Genomic DNA, 14,729 nt, shown 5'->3' with positions numbered 1-14,729 from the left:
CTTGCGATACAAGGCGTGGTACGGACTACAGGGCGGGTTTGCCCGTCGTGTAGAGCCACTTGTCGAACAGGTCGTCCAGCTGCTGACCCGAGACGCGCTCGGCCAGGCGCACGAAGTCGGCGGTGTCCGCGTTGCCGTAGCGGTGCGCCTTCGTCCAGGCCGGCAGCAGCTTGAAGAACGCCTTGTCGCCGATGCGTTCGCGCAGCGCCTGGAGCGTCATCGCGCCGCGGTAGTAGACGGCGGAGGCGAACATGGTGTCGCGCTGCGGGTCGGCCACCTTGATCTGCCAGAAGGAGCTGTCGGCCGGGCGGGCGTCGTAGGCGGCGCGGAAGGAGTCGTGCGCGGAGCGGGTGCCCCGGTGCTCGGTCCACAGCCACTCGGCGTAGGTGGCGAAGCCCTCGTTGAGCCAGATGTCCTTCCACTGGTCCACCGAGACCGAGTCGCCGAACCACTGGTGGGCCAGCTCGTGCACGATGGTGCCCTCGCTGCGCACCGCCGAGTACGCCGGTTTGCTCTGCACCTCCAGCGAGAAGCCCGCCTCCGGCATGTCGTCGACGATGGCGCCGGTCTCCTCGAACGGGTACGGCCCGAACACCTGCGACCAGTAGTCGGTGGCCGCCGCGGTGACCCCGTACACGTCGACGCTGTTGCTGTTCTTCAGTACGGGGTCGACGGCGACGTAGATCGGTGTGCCGGCCGGGGTCCGGCCGGTGCGCACGTCGAACTTGCCGATGGTGGCGGTGGCGAGGTAGGTGGCCATGGGCCGGTTCTCGCGCCAGTGGGTGTACGTCGAGCCGCCCCGGTCGTACGTCGAGACCAGGCGGCCGTTGGAGACGCCGGTCAGGCCCTTGGGTGCCTTGATGCGGATGTCGTAGGTCGCCTTGTCGGCGGGGTGGTCGCTGGAGGGGAACCAGGTGGAGGCGGCGTTGGGCTCGCAGGCGACGAAGACGCCGTCCGCGGTCTTCATCCAGCCGTACTTCGAGCCGAAGACGATCGGGCCGCTCAGCGGCTGGGGCACCCCGCCGTAGGTGACGGCGACCTGGAAGTCGCGGTGCTTGCGCAGCGTGCGGCGCGGGGTGACGCGCACCTCGTCGCCGTCGCGGGTGAACCGCGCGGGTCTGCCGTCCACCCGGACGTCGGTGACCTGGAGCTGCTGGAGGTCCAGGTCGAAGGAGGCGAGGTCGTCGGTGGCGCGGGCGGTGAGGGTGGTACGGCCGTCGAGGCGGCCGGTGGCCGGGTCGTAGGCGATGTCGAGCGCGTAGTGGCGGGCGTCGAAGCCGCCGTTGCCCAGGTCTGGGAAGTAGGGGTCGCCGATGCCCGGGGCGCCGTGGATGGGGGCGGAGGAGGCGGCGACGGTCAGGAAGGAGAGCGCCGCGGTGACGACGGCCCCCAGACGTGCCGAACGGGAGAGTGCCATGAGGTCATCCCTTCGCGCGTGCGTCGATCGGTGGATCGCACGTACGGAGACGACTCTGCGCTCTCCCGTTCGGTCATGTGCATGACTTTGCCAACTTGTCATGCCTCAGTCGACGGTCACTCCTGACCGGTGCGGTCGGCTCGGCTGTCGCCTTCGCCGTCTTGGGCCGCGTCGCCGTCCCGGGCCGCGTCAGCGGTCGCGGCCTTCTTGGCCGCGGCCTTCTTCGCGGGAGCCCTCTTCGCGGGGGCCTTCTTCGCCGGGGCGCGCTTCTTGGCGGCGGGCTTCGCCTCGGCGACGGCCGGGACCGGCTCGGCGGCCTCGGCCTTCGGCTCGGCGGCCGGGGTCGCGGACACGGGCTCGGCCTTGCCGACCGGGGCCGGCTCCGCTGCATCGGCTGCCGCCGGCTCGGCCTCGGCCGGGCCCTCGACGTCGGTCGCGGGCTCGGCAGCGGCGACCGGCTTCGGCTCGGCTTCGGCCGGGGTCTCGGCGTCGGACGCGGCAGCCGGAGTCGACTTGGCCTCGACGTCGGCCGTGCCGGCCGGAGCCGACTCGGTCTTCTCCGCCGCCGGCTTCGCCTCCGCCTCGGTCCCGGCCGGAGTCTTCGCCAGGGGCGCGGGCTCCGTCTCGCCGTCGGCCTCGGCCGCCTTCGACTCCTCGGCCGCCAGGGCCTCGGCCTCGGACTCGGCAGCGACGACCGGCTTCGGCTCGGTCGTCTCCGCCGCCGTCTCCGCCGCCGGCTTCGCGTCCGCCCCGGTCACGGCCGGGGTGTCCGCCTGGGCCGGCTTCGCCGGGGCGTCGGCGGCGGACTCGTCCGCCACCGGCTCGGCCTTCGTCACCTCGGCGGCCGGAGCCGCCGCCGGCTCGTCCGCCGTCGACGGCTGCGCCGCGGCCACCGCCGCCGACGTCTCGGCGGACTTGGCCAGGGCCTCCTCGGGGACCAGCTCCGCGGCCTCCTTCGCGGCCGACAGCAGCACGGTGTCCTGCGGGGCCTGGTCCGCGAAGTTCTCCGGGTGGTGGCAGGCCACCCGCTGCCCTGGCTTCAGCTCCACCAGCTGCGGCTCGGTCGTCTTGCAGATCTGCGTCGCCTTCCAGCACCGGGTGTGGAAGCGGCAGCCGCTCGGCGGGGCGATCGGCGAGGGCACGTCGCCCTTGAGCAGGATGCGCTCGCTCTTCTGCCCCCGGCGCTTGGGGTCGGGCACCGGCACGGCCGACATCAGGGCCTTGGTGTACGGGTGCATCGGCGCCTCGTACAGCGAGGTGCGGTCGGCGAGCTCGACGATCTTGCCGAGGTACATCACCGCGATCCGGTCCGAGACGTGCCGGACGACGGACAGGTCGTGCGCGATGATCACGTACGTCAGGCCCAGCTCCTGCTGGAGGTCGTCCATCAGGTTGACGACCTGGGCCTGGATCGACACGTCCAGCGCGGACACCGGCTCGTCCGCCACCACCAGCTTCGGCTTGAGCGCGAGCGCGCGGGCGATGCCGATGCGCTGGCGCTGGCCGCCGGAGAACTCGTGCGGGTAGCGGTTGTAGTGCTCGGGGCTCAGGCCCACCAGCTCCAGCAGCCGCTGGACCTCCTTCTTCACCCCGCCCTCGGGCGTCACGTTCTGCAGCCGGAACGGCGCGGAGACGATCGAGCCGATGGTGTGGCGCGGGTTCAGGGAGCCGTACGGGTCCTGGAAGATCATCTGGATGTCCCGCCGCAGCGGACGCATCTGGCCGGCGCTGAGCCGGGTGATGTCCCGGCCCTCGAAGTGGATCGTGCCGCCGGTCGGGTCCTGCAGGCGGGTGACCACCCGGCCCATCGTGGACTTGCCGCAGCCCGACTCGCCGACGACGCCCAGGGTCTCGCCCTTGCGCACCTCGAAGTCGATGCCGTCGACCGCCTTCACGGCGGCGACCTGGCGCTGCAGGATGCCCTTCTTGATGGGGAAGTGCTTGGTCAGGCCGGTGACCTTGAGCAGCACCTCGCGGTCGTCGTCCGCCGCCCGCTTCGGCTCCGCGGCCTCGGCCGCGGCGTCCGTCTTCTTCGTCTCACTCACAGCTTCGGCGCAATCTCTTCGGTCCAGATCCGCGTACGGTCCTCCGGCGAGAGGTGGCAGGCGGACCAGTGGCCGCCGTCGACCTGCTGCAGCTCGGGGCGCACCGTGCGGGTGACGTTCCCCTTGGGGAGGTCCGCGTAGGGGCAGCGCGGATGGAAGGCGCAGCCCGAGGGGACGTTGATGAGGCTCGGCGGCTGGCCCTTGACCGGGATGAGCCGGTCGGAGGTCTCGCGGTCGACGCGCGGCATCGAGCCCAGCAGGCCCCAGGTGTAGGGGTGCTGGGGCCGCTCGAAGATCTCGTCGACCGGGCCGCGCTCCACGCACCGGCCGCCGTACATCACCAGCACCTCGTCGGCGATCTCGGCGACGACGCCGAGGTCGTGGGTGATGAGGATGACCGCGGAGCCGAACTCCTTCTGGAGGTCGCGGATCAGGTCGAGGATCTGCGCCTGGACGGTCACGTCGAGCGCGGTGGTCGGCTCGTCCGCGATCAGCAGCTCGGGGTTGTTCACCAGCGCCATGGCGATCATGGCGCGCTGGCGCATGCCGCCGGAGAACTCGTGCGGGTAGGAGGCGGCGCGCTTGGCCGGCTCGGGGATTCCGACCCGGTCCAGCATCTCGATCGCCCGGGTGCGGGCGACCTTCTTGCTGACGTCGTGGTGGTTGCGGTACGCCTCCACGATCTGGTTGCCGACCGTGTAGTACGGGTGCATCGCGGACAGCGGGTCCTGGAAGATCATCGCCATCTCGCGGCCGCGCAGCTTGCGCACCTCGTCCGGGGTGGCGGAGACCAGTTCCTTGCCGTCCAGCCAGATCTCGCCGGACATCCGCACGTTCTTGCCGCGCGCGCCGAGCCGGTGCAGGCCCATGATCGCCAGCGAGGTGACCGACTTGCCGGAGCCGGACTCGCCGACCACGCTGAGGGTCTTGCCCTTCTCCAGCTTGAAGCTGAGCCCGTCGACGGACTTGACCAGGCCGTCGTCGGTCGGGAAGTGCACCTTGAGGTCGCGGACGTCGAGGAAGGCCTCGGGGGACTTCTTCTCGGCGGGGGCGGCCGGCTCGCTCACTGCGGCGCCGGTCTTGGAGAGTTCGGTCACGAGAGCCTCACCCGCGGGTCGGCGGCCGCGTAGAGCAGGTCCACCAGGAGATTTGCGATGACGACGAAGGCCGCGGCGAGCAGGGTCACGCCGAGGATCTTGGGCAGGTCGTTGTCGGTGATGCCCTGCACCGCGTACTGGCCGACACCGGGCAGCGAGAAGACGCTCTCGGTGATCACGGCGCCGCCGAGCAGCAGGCCGAGGTCCATGCCGAAGACGGTGATGATCGGGGTGAGGGCGGCCCGCAGTCCGTGCCGGACGACGACCTTGCGCTCCCGCAGGCCCTTGGCGCGGGCGGTGCGGATGAAGTCCTCGTTCATCGTCTCCAGCATGCCCGAGCGGGTGAGCCGGGCGTAGACGGCGGAGTACAGCAGCGCGAGCGAACACCAGGCCGGCAGGAGGGTGTTGGCCCACTGCTGGGGGTTGTCGGTGAACGGGACGTAGTCGCGTCCGAAGATCGGCCACTTGAAGACGAAGAGCAGGATCGCCAGCTGGCCCGTGAAGAACATGGGCAGCGAGACACCGGCGAGCGCGATGCCCATGAAGGTGCGGTCGAACAGCGAGCGCGGCTTGAGGGCGGAGACGACGCCGACCGTGACGCCGGACAGCAGCCACAGCACCGCGGCGCCCGCGGCCAGCGAGAGGGTCACCGGAAGGCGCGAGGTGAGCTGCGGCCAGACCGCCTCGTGGGTCTTGAAGGAGTAGCCGAAGCACGGCGCGTCGCAGTGCACCGTGGTGGGACCGATGCTGTAATCGGCGCCGGCCACGATCCCCTTGATGAAGTGCCAGTACTGGACGTAGACCGGCTGGTCCAGTCCGAGGTTGTGCTTCACCGCGAGGATGTCGGCCTTCGACGGGCTCTTGCCTATGTACTGCTGCGCCAGCTGGTCAGCGGTCTGACCGACTAGCCGCGGCAGCAGGAAGAAGATGGCGAAGGTGACCGCGGAGACGACCAGCAGCAGGATCACTGCCGCGAACGTCCGGCGGAGGATGTACGAGATCACGGGGGCCGGCGCCAGCGCCCGCGGGTGGCGAAACCCGCGGGCGCCAATGCCTTCACCTGCCTTCCGGGGCTACTTCTTCGTGGTGCCGATGTTGAGGTAGTCGTACTGACCGCTCCAGGCCGCCGACGAGGCCACGTTGGTGGCGTAGGGCGAGCGGTAGAGCAGGACCTTGAAGTAGGTCAGCGGGACGATGACCGCCTGGTCCATGGTGGTCTTGTCGATCTCGGCGTACAGCTTGTTGCGCGCGGCCACGTCCGGGTTGGCGATCGCTTCGGCCAGCTTGGCGTCGACGTCCTTGTTCGCGAACTGCGACAGGTTCGTGTTGCCGGACTGGCTGATGGCCTTGCTGTTCAGGATCTGCTGGAGGAAGCCGTAGCCGGACGGCCAGTCGGCGCCCCACTGCATCATCATGATGCCGATGTTCTGCTTCTCGGTGAACTTCGGCACACCCGCGTAGTCGGTGAAGTACTTGCCCTGCGGGTACTGCTTGAGGGTCGCGTTGATGCCGACCTTCTTCAGCGAGCTGATGATCGCCGTGGCCGCGTCGACCTCCGACTGGCGGTCGGAGCGGGCCGAGATGTTGGTGTTGATCGTGGTGTGACCGCAGGCCTTGAGCTGGTCCTTGGCCTTGGCCACGTCGCCCTTGCTGTCCGCGGACGCGTACTGGTCGGCCTTCTCGTAGCCGGTGATGTCCGGCGGCACGACGGTGGAGGCGATCTCACCGCGGACCGGGCCGCCCATCGCGGTCTGCACGGAGACCTTGTCGATGGCGTACTCGACGGCCTTGCGGCAGGCGACGTTGTCGAACGGCTTCACCTTGGTGTTCAGCGCGGCGTAGACGAGCCGGCCGCCGAAGGTGTTGTCGGTGCTGGCCTTGCCGTCCGCCGAGTTGAGCAGGCTAGCCTGGGTCGAGGACCCGACGCCGATGCCGGTCAGCTCCGCCGTGGCCTTGCCGGACTGGAGGTCCTGGTCGATGGTCTCGGCGTTGACCTTCAGGTTGATGACGATCTTGTCCGGCAGCTGCTTGCGCAGCGGGTCGGTCTTCGCGTCCCAGTTCTTGTTGCGCACCAGGACGGCCTTCTGGCCCTCCTCGTAGCTCTGGAACTGGTAGGAGCCGGAGGACACGATGTGCTTGACGTAGTCGACGCCGTCGTCCTTGGCCTGCGGCACCGGGGCCGTCTGCGGAGCGGCGACGAGGTAGTCGAACTCCTGGAAGGCGCGGTTCAGGTGGAAGACGATCGTGGTGTCGTCGGGCGTCGCGATCGAGGACAGGCCCTTGGCGCTCTTGTCCTTGTACGGGCCCTTGTAGTGGTCCGGGTCGTCCAGGTACTGCTGGAAGTAGTTCGGACCGAGCGAGAGCACGTCACGCGCGAAGTTGGACCGCTCGACGGCGTACTTGACGTCCTTCGAGGTGATCGGGGTGCCGTCCTGGAACTTCAGGCCCGCACGCAGCTTGTACGTCCAGGTCTTGCCGCCGTCGCTGGAGACGCCCTTGCTCGCGGCGAGGTCCGGGACCAGGGTGTTGCCCTGGGTGCCGGGGCCGGGCTGGAACGTCATCAGCGGACGCGCCCACAGCCGGCTCAGGTTGTACATGTACGCGTAGTACGTGTTGCCCGGGTCGAAGGAGTCCGGGACGTCCGACATCTCGTAGGTGACCGTGCCACCCTTCTTGTCGGACGCGTTGACGACGCCCTTGGTCGCCGCGTTGGCGCCGGCCGCCTTCGGCTTGCCGCCGTCCTTGTTGTCGTCGGCCTTGCTGCAGCCTGCCAGTAGCAGGCTGACGGAGCCGATGGCCGCGACCGCGGCCAGCGCTGACCTTCGCATGATGGTCTGCTTCCCCTCCATAGATCGGAAAAATTGATGGGCTCTCAGCGAGCAGGCGTCAGCGGCTGCGCGGGTCGAGAGCGTCGCGGAGACCGTCGCCGAGCAGGTTGAACGCGAGGACGGTGACGAAGATGGCGAGGCCCGGAACGATCATGTACTCCGGGTCCACCTGGTAGTACTGGACGGCGTCGCGGAGCATGCCGCCCCAGGAGGCCTGCGGGGGCTGGATGCCGACGCCGAGGAAGCTCAGGGACGCCTCGAAGAGGATGTTGGTCGGGATGAGCAGCGTCGAGTAGACGATGATCGGGCCGACCAGGTTGGGCATCAGTTCCCGGAACAGGATGTACGGCCCCTTGGCGCCCATGCCCCGGGCGGCGTCCACGAACTCGCGCTCGCGCAGCGCGAGCGTCTGGCCCCGGACGATGCGTCCCAGATAGGGCCAGTTGAAGAAGCCGATCACGAAGATGAGCACGCTCAGGTGCAGCGGCAGCCCGTTGAGGCCGAACGCGCCGCCCTGGAGGGTGGCGGAAATGGCGATCGCGAAGAGCAGGAGGGGGAAGGCGAGGAAGGTGTCCATCAGGCGGCTGATGACCGAGTCGACCCGGCCGCCGTAGTAGCCGGCGACGACGCCCATGATCGCGCCGATCACGTTGGACAGGATGGTCGCGCCGAAGGCGACCACCAGGGAGACCCAGGAGCCTTCGAGGATGCGGGTGGCGGTGTCGCGGCCGAACTTGGGGTCCACGCCCAGCGGGTGGTCCATGCTCATGCCGCCCCAGCCGCCCTGCGGCAGCGAGGTGTTGGGGTCGATCAGGTCCTGGTTGAAGGCGTTGGGGTCGAGGCCGAACAGGGCCTGGAGCGGGCGCGAGGCGACCGCCAGCAGGATCAGCAGGATCACGATGACGCCGCCGGCGACGGCGACCTTGTCCTTCTTGAACCGCGACCAGGCGATCTGCCCGAGCGAACGACCCTCGATCCGCCCCTCACCGGCGCCGGTGAGCACAGCCTCCGGCTGCGCCTCGGCTGCCGCCCCGGTGGTCTCGATCGGTGCGGTCACTGTGACCCGACCCCTCTCGCCGGTGGTGACCGGCTTGCGCCCTGCCGCTGTGCGCGGCGTTTGGTACGTGGCTGCCGGGCTCGGTCCGCGGGTGGAGCGGCCACTGTGACCCGGCTGTTACGTCAACTTGCGTTTGAACACGGGTCGTCGACCTCGTGTCTGACTCGCGAGTCTTCAGCGTGGTCGCGATCACCCGCCAGAGGGGACGGCGAATGTATGCGCAACCGTGATGCAGTCCGGGGGATTCCGTTATCCGAACAGCGGGTAACGCCCCTCGAACACTGAACAGTTGGGACACAACGGCGATCCTGCGCTCTTCGGGGCCAATCGCCGACAATCTACGCGCGCAGAAGAGGGGACCCTGCGGAGATCCTGTGCGCAAACCGGAAAGCGGCCACACCGGGCCGCTCCGTTCAGTAAGCGCCGCCGACCGGCGGGTAACCGTAGCCGCCGGTCGGCCCCGGGGCGGGCAGGGCGTGGGCGTCGCGGTCGTAGAACGGGCGGGAGTTGGCGCGCAGCCACATCGCGACCGGGTCGAACTCGTCGGACATCGCCACCGTCGACACCGGCAGCCCGTCCGGGACGGCGCCGATGGAGCGCTGCATCATCGCCCGCACCGAGTCCACGGCCGGCGGCGAGGTGTCGTACACGTCCAGGCCGATGGCGAGGTAGGGCGCCCCGAAGGCGGGCTGCACCCAGGCCCGGCGCAGCGAGCGCAGCGCCGGGGTGCGGTGGGCGTTCTGGGTGAGCAGGGCGTAGAACTGCGGGATCTCGATCGCCGGTTCGGACAGTCTGAGCGGCCCGGCCGGCTGGCGGTCCAGGCCGGCCGCGATCCGGCGCAGGTCCAGCCAGGGCACGCCGACGCCGCCGCCCGGCGCGTGCGGGTTGAGCCACAGGCCGTAGCGGTCGGGGTAGAGGGTGCGGGCGACGTCGAGGGCGTCCACCACCTCGTAGGACCGCATCCAGCCGCTCGCGGAGAGCTCCTGGGCGGAGGTGACGCAGGGCGCGTAGCCGTGGCCGTCGACCTCCATGCGGCCGTACTGGGCGTCCGGGGCGCCGGCCTGGCCGTGCCACAGCAGCATCCAGATCTGGCCGGTGGCGGGGGTCGCGAGCGCGTGCAGGAGCGACTCGTAGGCGTCGTAGCGGCCGGGGGTCACCTGGCGCAGCATCTGCTCCACGTGCCCGGCCGCGGTGCCGCTCGCGCTGGCGCTCACCTTTTACCGCCCCTTCGTGTAACTCCTCACCGAGCTGTGCGACTAGCTTAAGGCCGCCTACCGGCTCGGTCGCTGCCGTGACTTCAGTGCCCGTACTGGTAGAAGGGGCGGACGTTGTCCCGGAGCCAGGTGATGACCGGGTCGTCGGCCACGTCCATGAGGACCAGGTTCACCGGCCAGGCGACCGGGGCCGCGGCCAGGGCCCGGCCCAGGGCGTCCAGCGGGCGGACGCGCAGGTCGCCCTCCCACTGGGCCAGTTCGACGCCTATGAACATGACCGGGTCGGCGGTCTCGACGGCCGCCAGGCAGCGCCGGGCGGAGACGACGACGCCCGTCCCGGCGAACTCGGCCGAGGCGGCGGCCAGGAAGTCCACCGGGTCGTCCTGCCAGTCCGGTTCGAACAGGCGGACCCGGCCGCCGCTCGCCGGGCCGTCCAGCGCGCTGCGGCCGGAGCGGCACAGTTCGGCCACCGCCTGCGGCGGCAGCGGGAGGCCGACGACGCCGTCCGGGTTGAGCGCGAGGCCGATCTGCGGGGGCAGCCCGCGGGCGAACTCGACGGCGGGCGCGATGGTGTACGCCATGTGCGGGCCGGCGGCCCGGCGCAGCTGCTCCTCGGAGCTGAAGACGGGCACGTAGGCCTGGCCGTCGATCTCCAGGGCGGGCAGGTCGAGGGGGCCGCTGTGCGGGCCGCCGCCGCCGGGCAGCGGCACCCACAGGAAGCTGCGGCCGAGCACCTCGACGACGCGGGCGCCGGCCGTCGGCACGCCGAGGGAGGCCGAGAGCACTTCCTCCAGTTCGTTGCCGGGCCAGCCGCCGTGCGGCTGGGGGTGTGTCGGTACCGGGAAATCCCCCGGAAGGTCCGCGGAGAAGTCCGCCGGGAAGTCCATCTGCCTACCGCCTGCTGGGAACCACTGATGTGACCGAAAGGCTAACGGGTGCCGTCCGCGTCCTCGCCGGTGAACCCGATCCGGTGCAGGGCGGCGGCGGCCGCGCGGTCCAGCAGGACCGCGGAGCCGCAGCCGGCGGGCACCTCGCCGCCCTCCACGGCGCGCAGCAGCCGGGCGGCCGAGCGGCGGTGGCGGGCGAAGGCGTGCCGGGAGACGCCGCGGCCGCGCCGCCGCTGGCCCCGCAGGGCGGCGTCGGGGGTGACGTCGAGCAGCAGGAGGTGCAGGGCGCCGCCGCGGCGGCGGGCGGCGCGGGCCAGCCAGGAGCGGACCCAGGTCCGGGTGCCGCAGTCGTGCACCACGACCGGTGCGCCGGTGCGCAGGGCGCGGCGCAGGGCGGCGTAGTGGGCGAGGCGGACCAGGGGGCGGTAGAGGGCGTAGGGCAGGCGGCGGGGCAGCCGGGCGGCGAAGCGGTCGCGGGCGTCCTGGGAGTCGATGCGGACGCCGTCGGCCGCGCGCCGCATCAGGGTCGACTTGCCGCCGCCGGGCAGGCCGGTGACGACGACCAGGTCGCGGGGGCCGAAGAGCAGCGCGCGCGGGCCGCGGCCGGAGCGCTCGCGCAGGTCGCGGACGACGGGCGCGGGGGCCGGCCCGGCGGCCGCGCGGGTGCGGCCGGTCCGCTGGGCGGGCAGCGCGGGGGCGTGGGTCGTGGCGTACGCCGGCACGGGTCTGTTCACCGTCATCGTCCTCCCCTGGTGATGGGGTTCACCTACCCCCGGTAAAAAGAACGTAATGCGCTTCTGCCCGCGTTCCCGTGCGCGTTCTGCCACAGGCCGGTTACGGATGCGGCCCTGCCGGGCGGCGGCGAGCCGTGCAATGATGGGCGCGCCAACTGCATACCGGCCGCTTGAATCCGCGCGGGAGAGTCCCCGGCAGCACGTCTGTCCGGGGCGCCGAAGGAGCAAGTCCCTCCCTTGAATCTCTCAGGCCCCGTTACCGCGCGGGCGAGGCACATCTGAAAAGCGGGCCGCTGCCGCAGTGGCTCCACCCAAGGTGCAAGCCGTGACCCGTCCGTGCGACGGCGGTCATGGCGAACCTCTCAGGTTCCGATGACAGATGGGGAGGACACGAGTCCTGTCCTCGTCCTCCCGTACGCCGGCACGCGCCGGCGCGTGGGAGACCCCATCGCCTTGGAGACCGACCGATGAGCAGTTCCGCCTCCCGTCCGCCGCGCCGTACCGCGCTCGACGCGCTGCACCGCTCGCTCGGGGCGACGATGACCGACTTCGCCGGCTGGGACATGCCGCTGCGCTACGGCTCCGAGCGCGACGAGCACCTCGCGGTGCGCACCCGGGCCGGTCTGTTCGACCTCTCCCACATGGGCGAGATCGCGGTCACCGGGCCCGATGCCGCCGCCCTGCTGAACTTCGCCCTGGTCGGCAACATCGCCTCCGTCGGCGTGGGCCGCGCCCGCTACACGATGATCTGCCGCGCCGACGGCGGCATCCTGGACGATCTGATCGTCTACCGGCTGGCCGAGACGGAGTACCTGGTCGTCGCCAACGCCTCCAACGCGCAGGTGGTGCTGGACGCGCTGACCGAGCGGGCGGCCGGCTTCGACGCCGAGGTCCGCGACGACCGCGACGCGTACGCGCTCATCGCCGTGCAGGGCCCCGCCTCCCCCGGCATCCTCCAGTCGCTGACCGACGCCGACCTGGACGGCCTGAAGTACTACGCCGGCCTGCCCGGCACGGTGGCCGGCGTCTCCGCGCTGATCGCCCGCACCGGCTACACCGGCGAGGACGGCTTCGAGCTGTTCGTCGACCCGGCCGACGCCGAGAAGCTGTGGCAGGCGCTGACCGAGGCCGGCGCGGAGGCCGGGCTGATCCCGTGCGGTCTGTCCTGCCGCGACACGCTGCGCCTGGAGGCGGGCATGCCGCTGTACGGGCACGAGCTGACGACGTCGCTGACCCCGTTCGACGCGGGGCTCGGCCGGGTGGTCAAGTTCGACAAGGAGGGCGACTTCGTCGGCCGCGAGGCCCTGGAGCGGGCCGCCGAGCGCGCCGCGCAGAACCCGCCGCGGACGCTGGTCGGCCTCATCGCCGAGGGCCGCCGCGTCCCGCGCGCGGGCTACCAGGTGGTGGCCGGCGGCGAGGTGGTCGGCGAGGTCACCTCCGGCGCCCCCTCCCCCACCCTGGGCAAGCCGATCGCCATGGCGTACGTCGACGCCGCGCACGCCGCGCCCGGCGCCGAGGGTGTCGGCGTGGACATCCGGGGCAGTCACGAGCCGTACGAGGTCGTGGCCCTGCCGTTCTACAAGCGGCAGAAGTGACACTGTCGTAACCGACCGCCGTGGCCCGGGGCGCATCGCCCCTGTTCACGCGCGCCTTCCGCAGTCCCCCTCCCTTCACCAGCACCCTCCCGCGTACAGGAGAATTCAGGCCATGAGCAACCCCCAGCAGCTGCGTTACAGCAAGGAACACGAGTGGCTGTCGCCCGCCCGGGACGGCGTCGCGACGGTCGGCATCACCGAGTTCGCGGCCAACGCGCTCGGCGACGTCGTCTTCGCCCAGCTCCCGGAGGTCGGCTCCACGGTGGCCGCGGGCGAGACCTGCGGCGAGCTGGAGTCGACCAAGTCGGTGTCCGACCTGTACTCCCCGGTCGCCGGTGAGGTCACGGAGATCAACCAGGACGTGGTGGACGACCCGTCGCTGGTGAACTCCGCGCCCTTCGAGGACGGCTGGCTGTTCAGGGTGCGCCTCACCGAGGAGCCGGCCGACCTGATGAGCGCCGACGAGTACGCCGCCCAGAACGCCGGCTGAGGAGCGGACGCGATGACTGTCCTCAACACGCCCCTGCACGAGCTGGACCCGGACGTGGCCGCCGCGGTCGACGCCGAGCTGCACCGCCAGCAGTCCACGCTGGAGATGATCGCCTCGGAGAACTTCGCCCCGGTCGCGGTCATGGAGGCGCAGGGCTCGGTCCTCACCAACAAGTACGCCGAGGGCTACCCGGGCCGCCGCTACTACGGCGGCTGCGAGCACGTCGACGTGATCGAGCAGATCGCGATCGACCGGGTCAAGGAGCTGTTCGGCGCCGAGCACGCCAACGTGCAGCCGCACTCCGGCGCCCAGGCGAACGCCGCCGCGATGTTCGCGCTGCTCAAGCCCGGTGACACGATCATGGGCCTGAACCTGGCGCACGGCGGCCACCTGACCCACGGCATGAAGATCAACTTCTCCGGCAAGCTCTACGACGTGGTCGCCTACCACGTCGGCGAGGACGGCCTGGTCGACATGGCCGAGGTGGAGAAGCTGGCCAAGCAGTCCAGGCCGAAGCTGATCGTGGCCGGCTGGTCCGCCTACCCGCGGCAGCTGGACTTCGCCGAGTTCCGCCGCATCGCGGACGAGGTCGGCGCGTACCTGATGGTCGACATGGCGCACTTCGCCGGTCTGGTCGCGGCGGGCCTGCACCCCAACCCGGTGCCGCACGCCCACGTGGTCACCACCACCACGCACAAGACCCTCGGCGGCCCGCGCGGCGGTGTGATCCTGTCCACCCAGGAGCTCGCCAAGAAGATCAACTCCGCGGTCTTCCCCGGTCAGCAGGGCGGTCCGCTGGAGCACGTGGTCGCCGCGAAGGCGGTGGCCTTCAAGGTGGCCGCCTCCGACGACTTCAAGGAGCGCCAGCGGCGTACCCTGGAGGGCGCCCGCATCCTGGCCGAGCGCCTGGTGCGGGACGACGCCCGCGCGGTGGGCGTGGACGTGCTGACCGGCGGCACCGACGTGCACCTGGTCCTGGTGGACCTGCGCGACTCGGAGCTGGACGGCCGGCAGGCCGAGGACCGCCTCCACGAGGTCGGGATCACGGTCAACCGCAACGCCGTCCCGAACGACCCGCGTCCCCCGATGGTCACCTCCGGCCTTCGGATCGGCACCCCGGCCCTGGCCACCCGCGGCTTCACGGCCGAGGACTTCGCCGAGGTCGCGGACGTGATCGCCGAGGCGCTGAAGCCGTCCTACGACGCCGACGCGCTCAAGGCCCGGGTGACCGCCCTGGCCGACAAGCACCCGCTCTACCCGGGTCTGAACAAGTAAGCCGCCCGGAGGCACCGCGCGGCGCCGGCGATCCCGGCGCCCGCGCGGTGTCCCCGTCCCCCTCGCATCACCCCCGTCTAGAGGAGTCCC

11 protein-coding genes, 1 pseudogene and 2 riboswitches are annotated in these 14,729 nt (G+C 71.0%); of the genes and pseudogenes, 3 read left to right on the top strand and 9 right to left on the bottom strand.

Translation table 11 applies throughout. The features are described 5' to 3' along the window. Window positions 1-25: 25 nt before the first annotated feature. The 9 genes and pseudogenes from ABEB07_RS08990 to ABEB07_RS08950 form a co-directional block, all read right to left on the bottom strand. Window positions 26-1,417: a M1 family metallopeptidase gene (locus ABEB07_RS08990; RefSeq protein ID WP_164585715.1), complete on the bottom strand. Its 1,392-nt coding sequence runs from the start codon at window positions 1,415-1,417 to the stop codon at window positions 26-28. A 787-nt stretch (window positions 1,418-2,204) separates the two neighbouring features. Then, window positions 2,205-3,462, bottom strand: a pseudogene (locus ABEB07_RS08985) (ABC transporter ATP-binding protein); the annotation flags it as partial. After that, entirely contained in the window at window positions 3,459-4,559 is a 1,101-nt protein-coding gene (locus tag ABEB07_RS08980) for an oligopeptide/dipeptide ABC transporter ATP-binding protein (protein ID WP_164585050.1), read from the bottom strand. The gene ABEB07_RS08980 and the pseudogene ABEB07_RS08985, both read right to left, overlap by 4 nt. Then, a complete protein-coding gene (locus ABEB07_RS08975) occupies window positions 4,556-5,563 on the bottom strand; it encodes an ABC transporter permease (RefSeq protein ID WP_345667767.1) in 1,008 nt (335 codons plus the stop codon). Before ABEB07_RS08975 ends, ABEB07_RS08980 begins: the two co-directional genes overlap by 4 nt. 69 nt (window positions 5,564-5,632) lie before the next feature. Then, on the bottom strand, window positions 5,633-7,387 hold the full coding sequence (locus tag ABEB07_RS08970) for an ABC transporter substrate-binding protein (protein ID WP_459115376.1): 1,755 nt from the start codon (window positions 7,385-7,387) through the stop codon (window positions 5,633-5,635). Window positions 7,388-7,445: 58 nt separating this feature from the next. After that, on the bottom strand, window positions 7,446-8,444 hold the full coding sequence (locus ABEB07_RS08965; protein WP_164585047.1) for an ABC transporter permease: 999 nt from the start codon (window positions 8,442-8,444) through the stop codon (window positions 7,446-7,448). Window positions 8,445-8,857: 413 nt separating this feature from the next. Next, complete coding sequence (locus ABEB07_RS08960; protein WP_345667829.1) at window positions 8,858-9,613, bottom strand: enhanced serine sensitivity protein SseB C-terminal domain-containing protein; 756 nt, start codon at window positions 9,611-9,613, stop codon at window positions 8,858-8,860. A 128-nt stretch (window positions 9,614-9,741) separates the two neighbouring features. Further along, window positions 9,742-10,545: an enhanced serine sensitivity protein SseB gene (locus ABEB07_RS08955; protein ID WP_176150577.1), complete on the bottom strand. Its 804-nt coding sequence runs from the start codon at window positions 10,543-10,545 to the stop codon at window positions 9,742-9,744. Between the two features lie 41 nt (window positions 10,546-10,586). After that, window positions 10,587-11,285 (bottom strand): AAA family ATPase, encoded by a 699-nt coding sequence (locus ABEB07_RS08950; RefSeq protein WP_345667765.1) that lies wholly within the window; start codon window positions 11,283-11,285, stop codon window positions 10,587-10,589. A gap of 165 nt (window positions 11,286-11,450) precedes the next feature. After that, a riboswitch (glycine riboswitch) is annotated at window positions 11,451-11,551 on the top strand. Beyond that, window positions 11,552-11,668: riboswitch (glycine riboswitch) on the top strand. A 78-nt stretch (window positions 11,669-11,746) separates the two neighbouring features. Between ABEB07_RS08950 and gcvT the strand changes: the two genes are divergently transcribed. The 3 genes from gcvT (at window position 11,747) to glyA (ending at window position 14,639) form a co-directional block, all read left to right on the top strand. Continuing rightward, window positions 11,747-12,874 (top strand): glycine cleavage system aminomethyltransferase GcvT, encoded by a 1,128-nt coding sequence (gene gcvT, locus ABEB07_RS08945; RefSeq protein WP_345667764.1) that lies wholly within the window; start codon window positions 11,747-11,749, stop codon window positions 12,872-12,874. 112 nt (window positions 12,875-12,986) lie between these two features. After that, entirely contained in the window at window positions 12,987-13,364 is a 378-nt protein-coding gene (gene gcvH / locus ABEB07_RS08940; RefSeq protein WP_164589431.1) for a glycine cleavage system protein GcvH, read from the top strand. A 12-nt stretch (window positions 13,365-13,376) separates the two neighbouring features. Further along, on the top strand, window positions 13,377-14,639 hold the full coding sequence (glyA, locus tag ABEB07_RS08935) for a serine hydroxymethyltransferase (protein WP_164589432.1): 1,263 nt from the start codon (window positions 13,377-13,379) through the stop codon (window positions 14,637-14,639). The last annotated feature ends 90 nt before the right edge of the window (window positions 14,640-14,729 follow it).

The organism is Streptomyces similanensis (assembly GCF_039543625.1).
In the GTDB taxonomy this organism is placed as follows: Bacteria; Actinomycetota; Actinomycetes; order Streptomycetales; family Streptomycetaceae; genus Streptomyces; species Streptomyces similanensis.
Note: the sequence above shows the minus strand (reverse complement) of the source record. Positions and strands in the feature narration are given on the sequence as shown.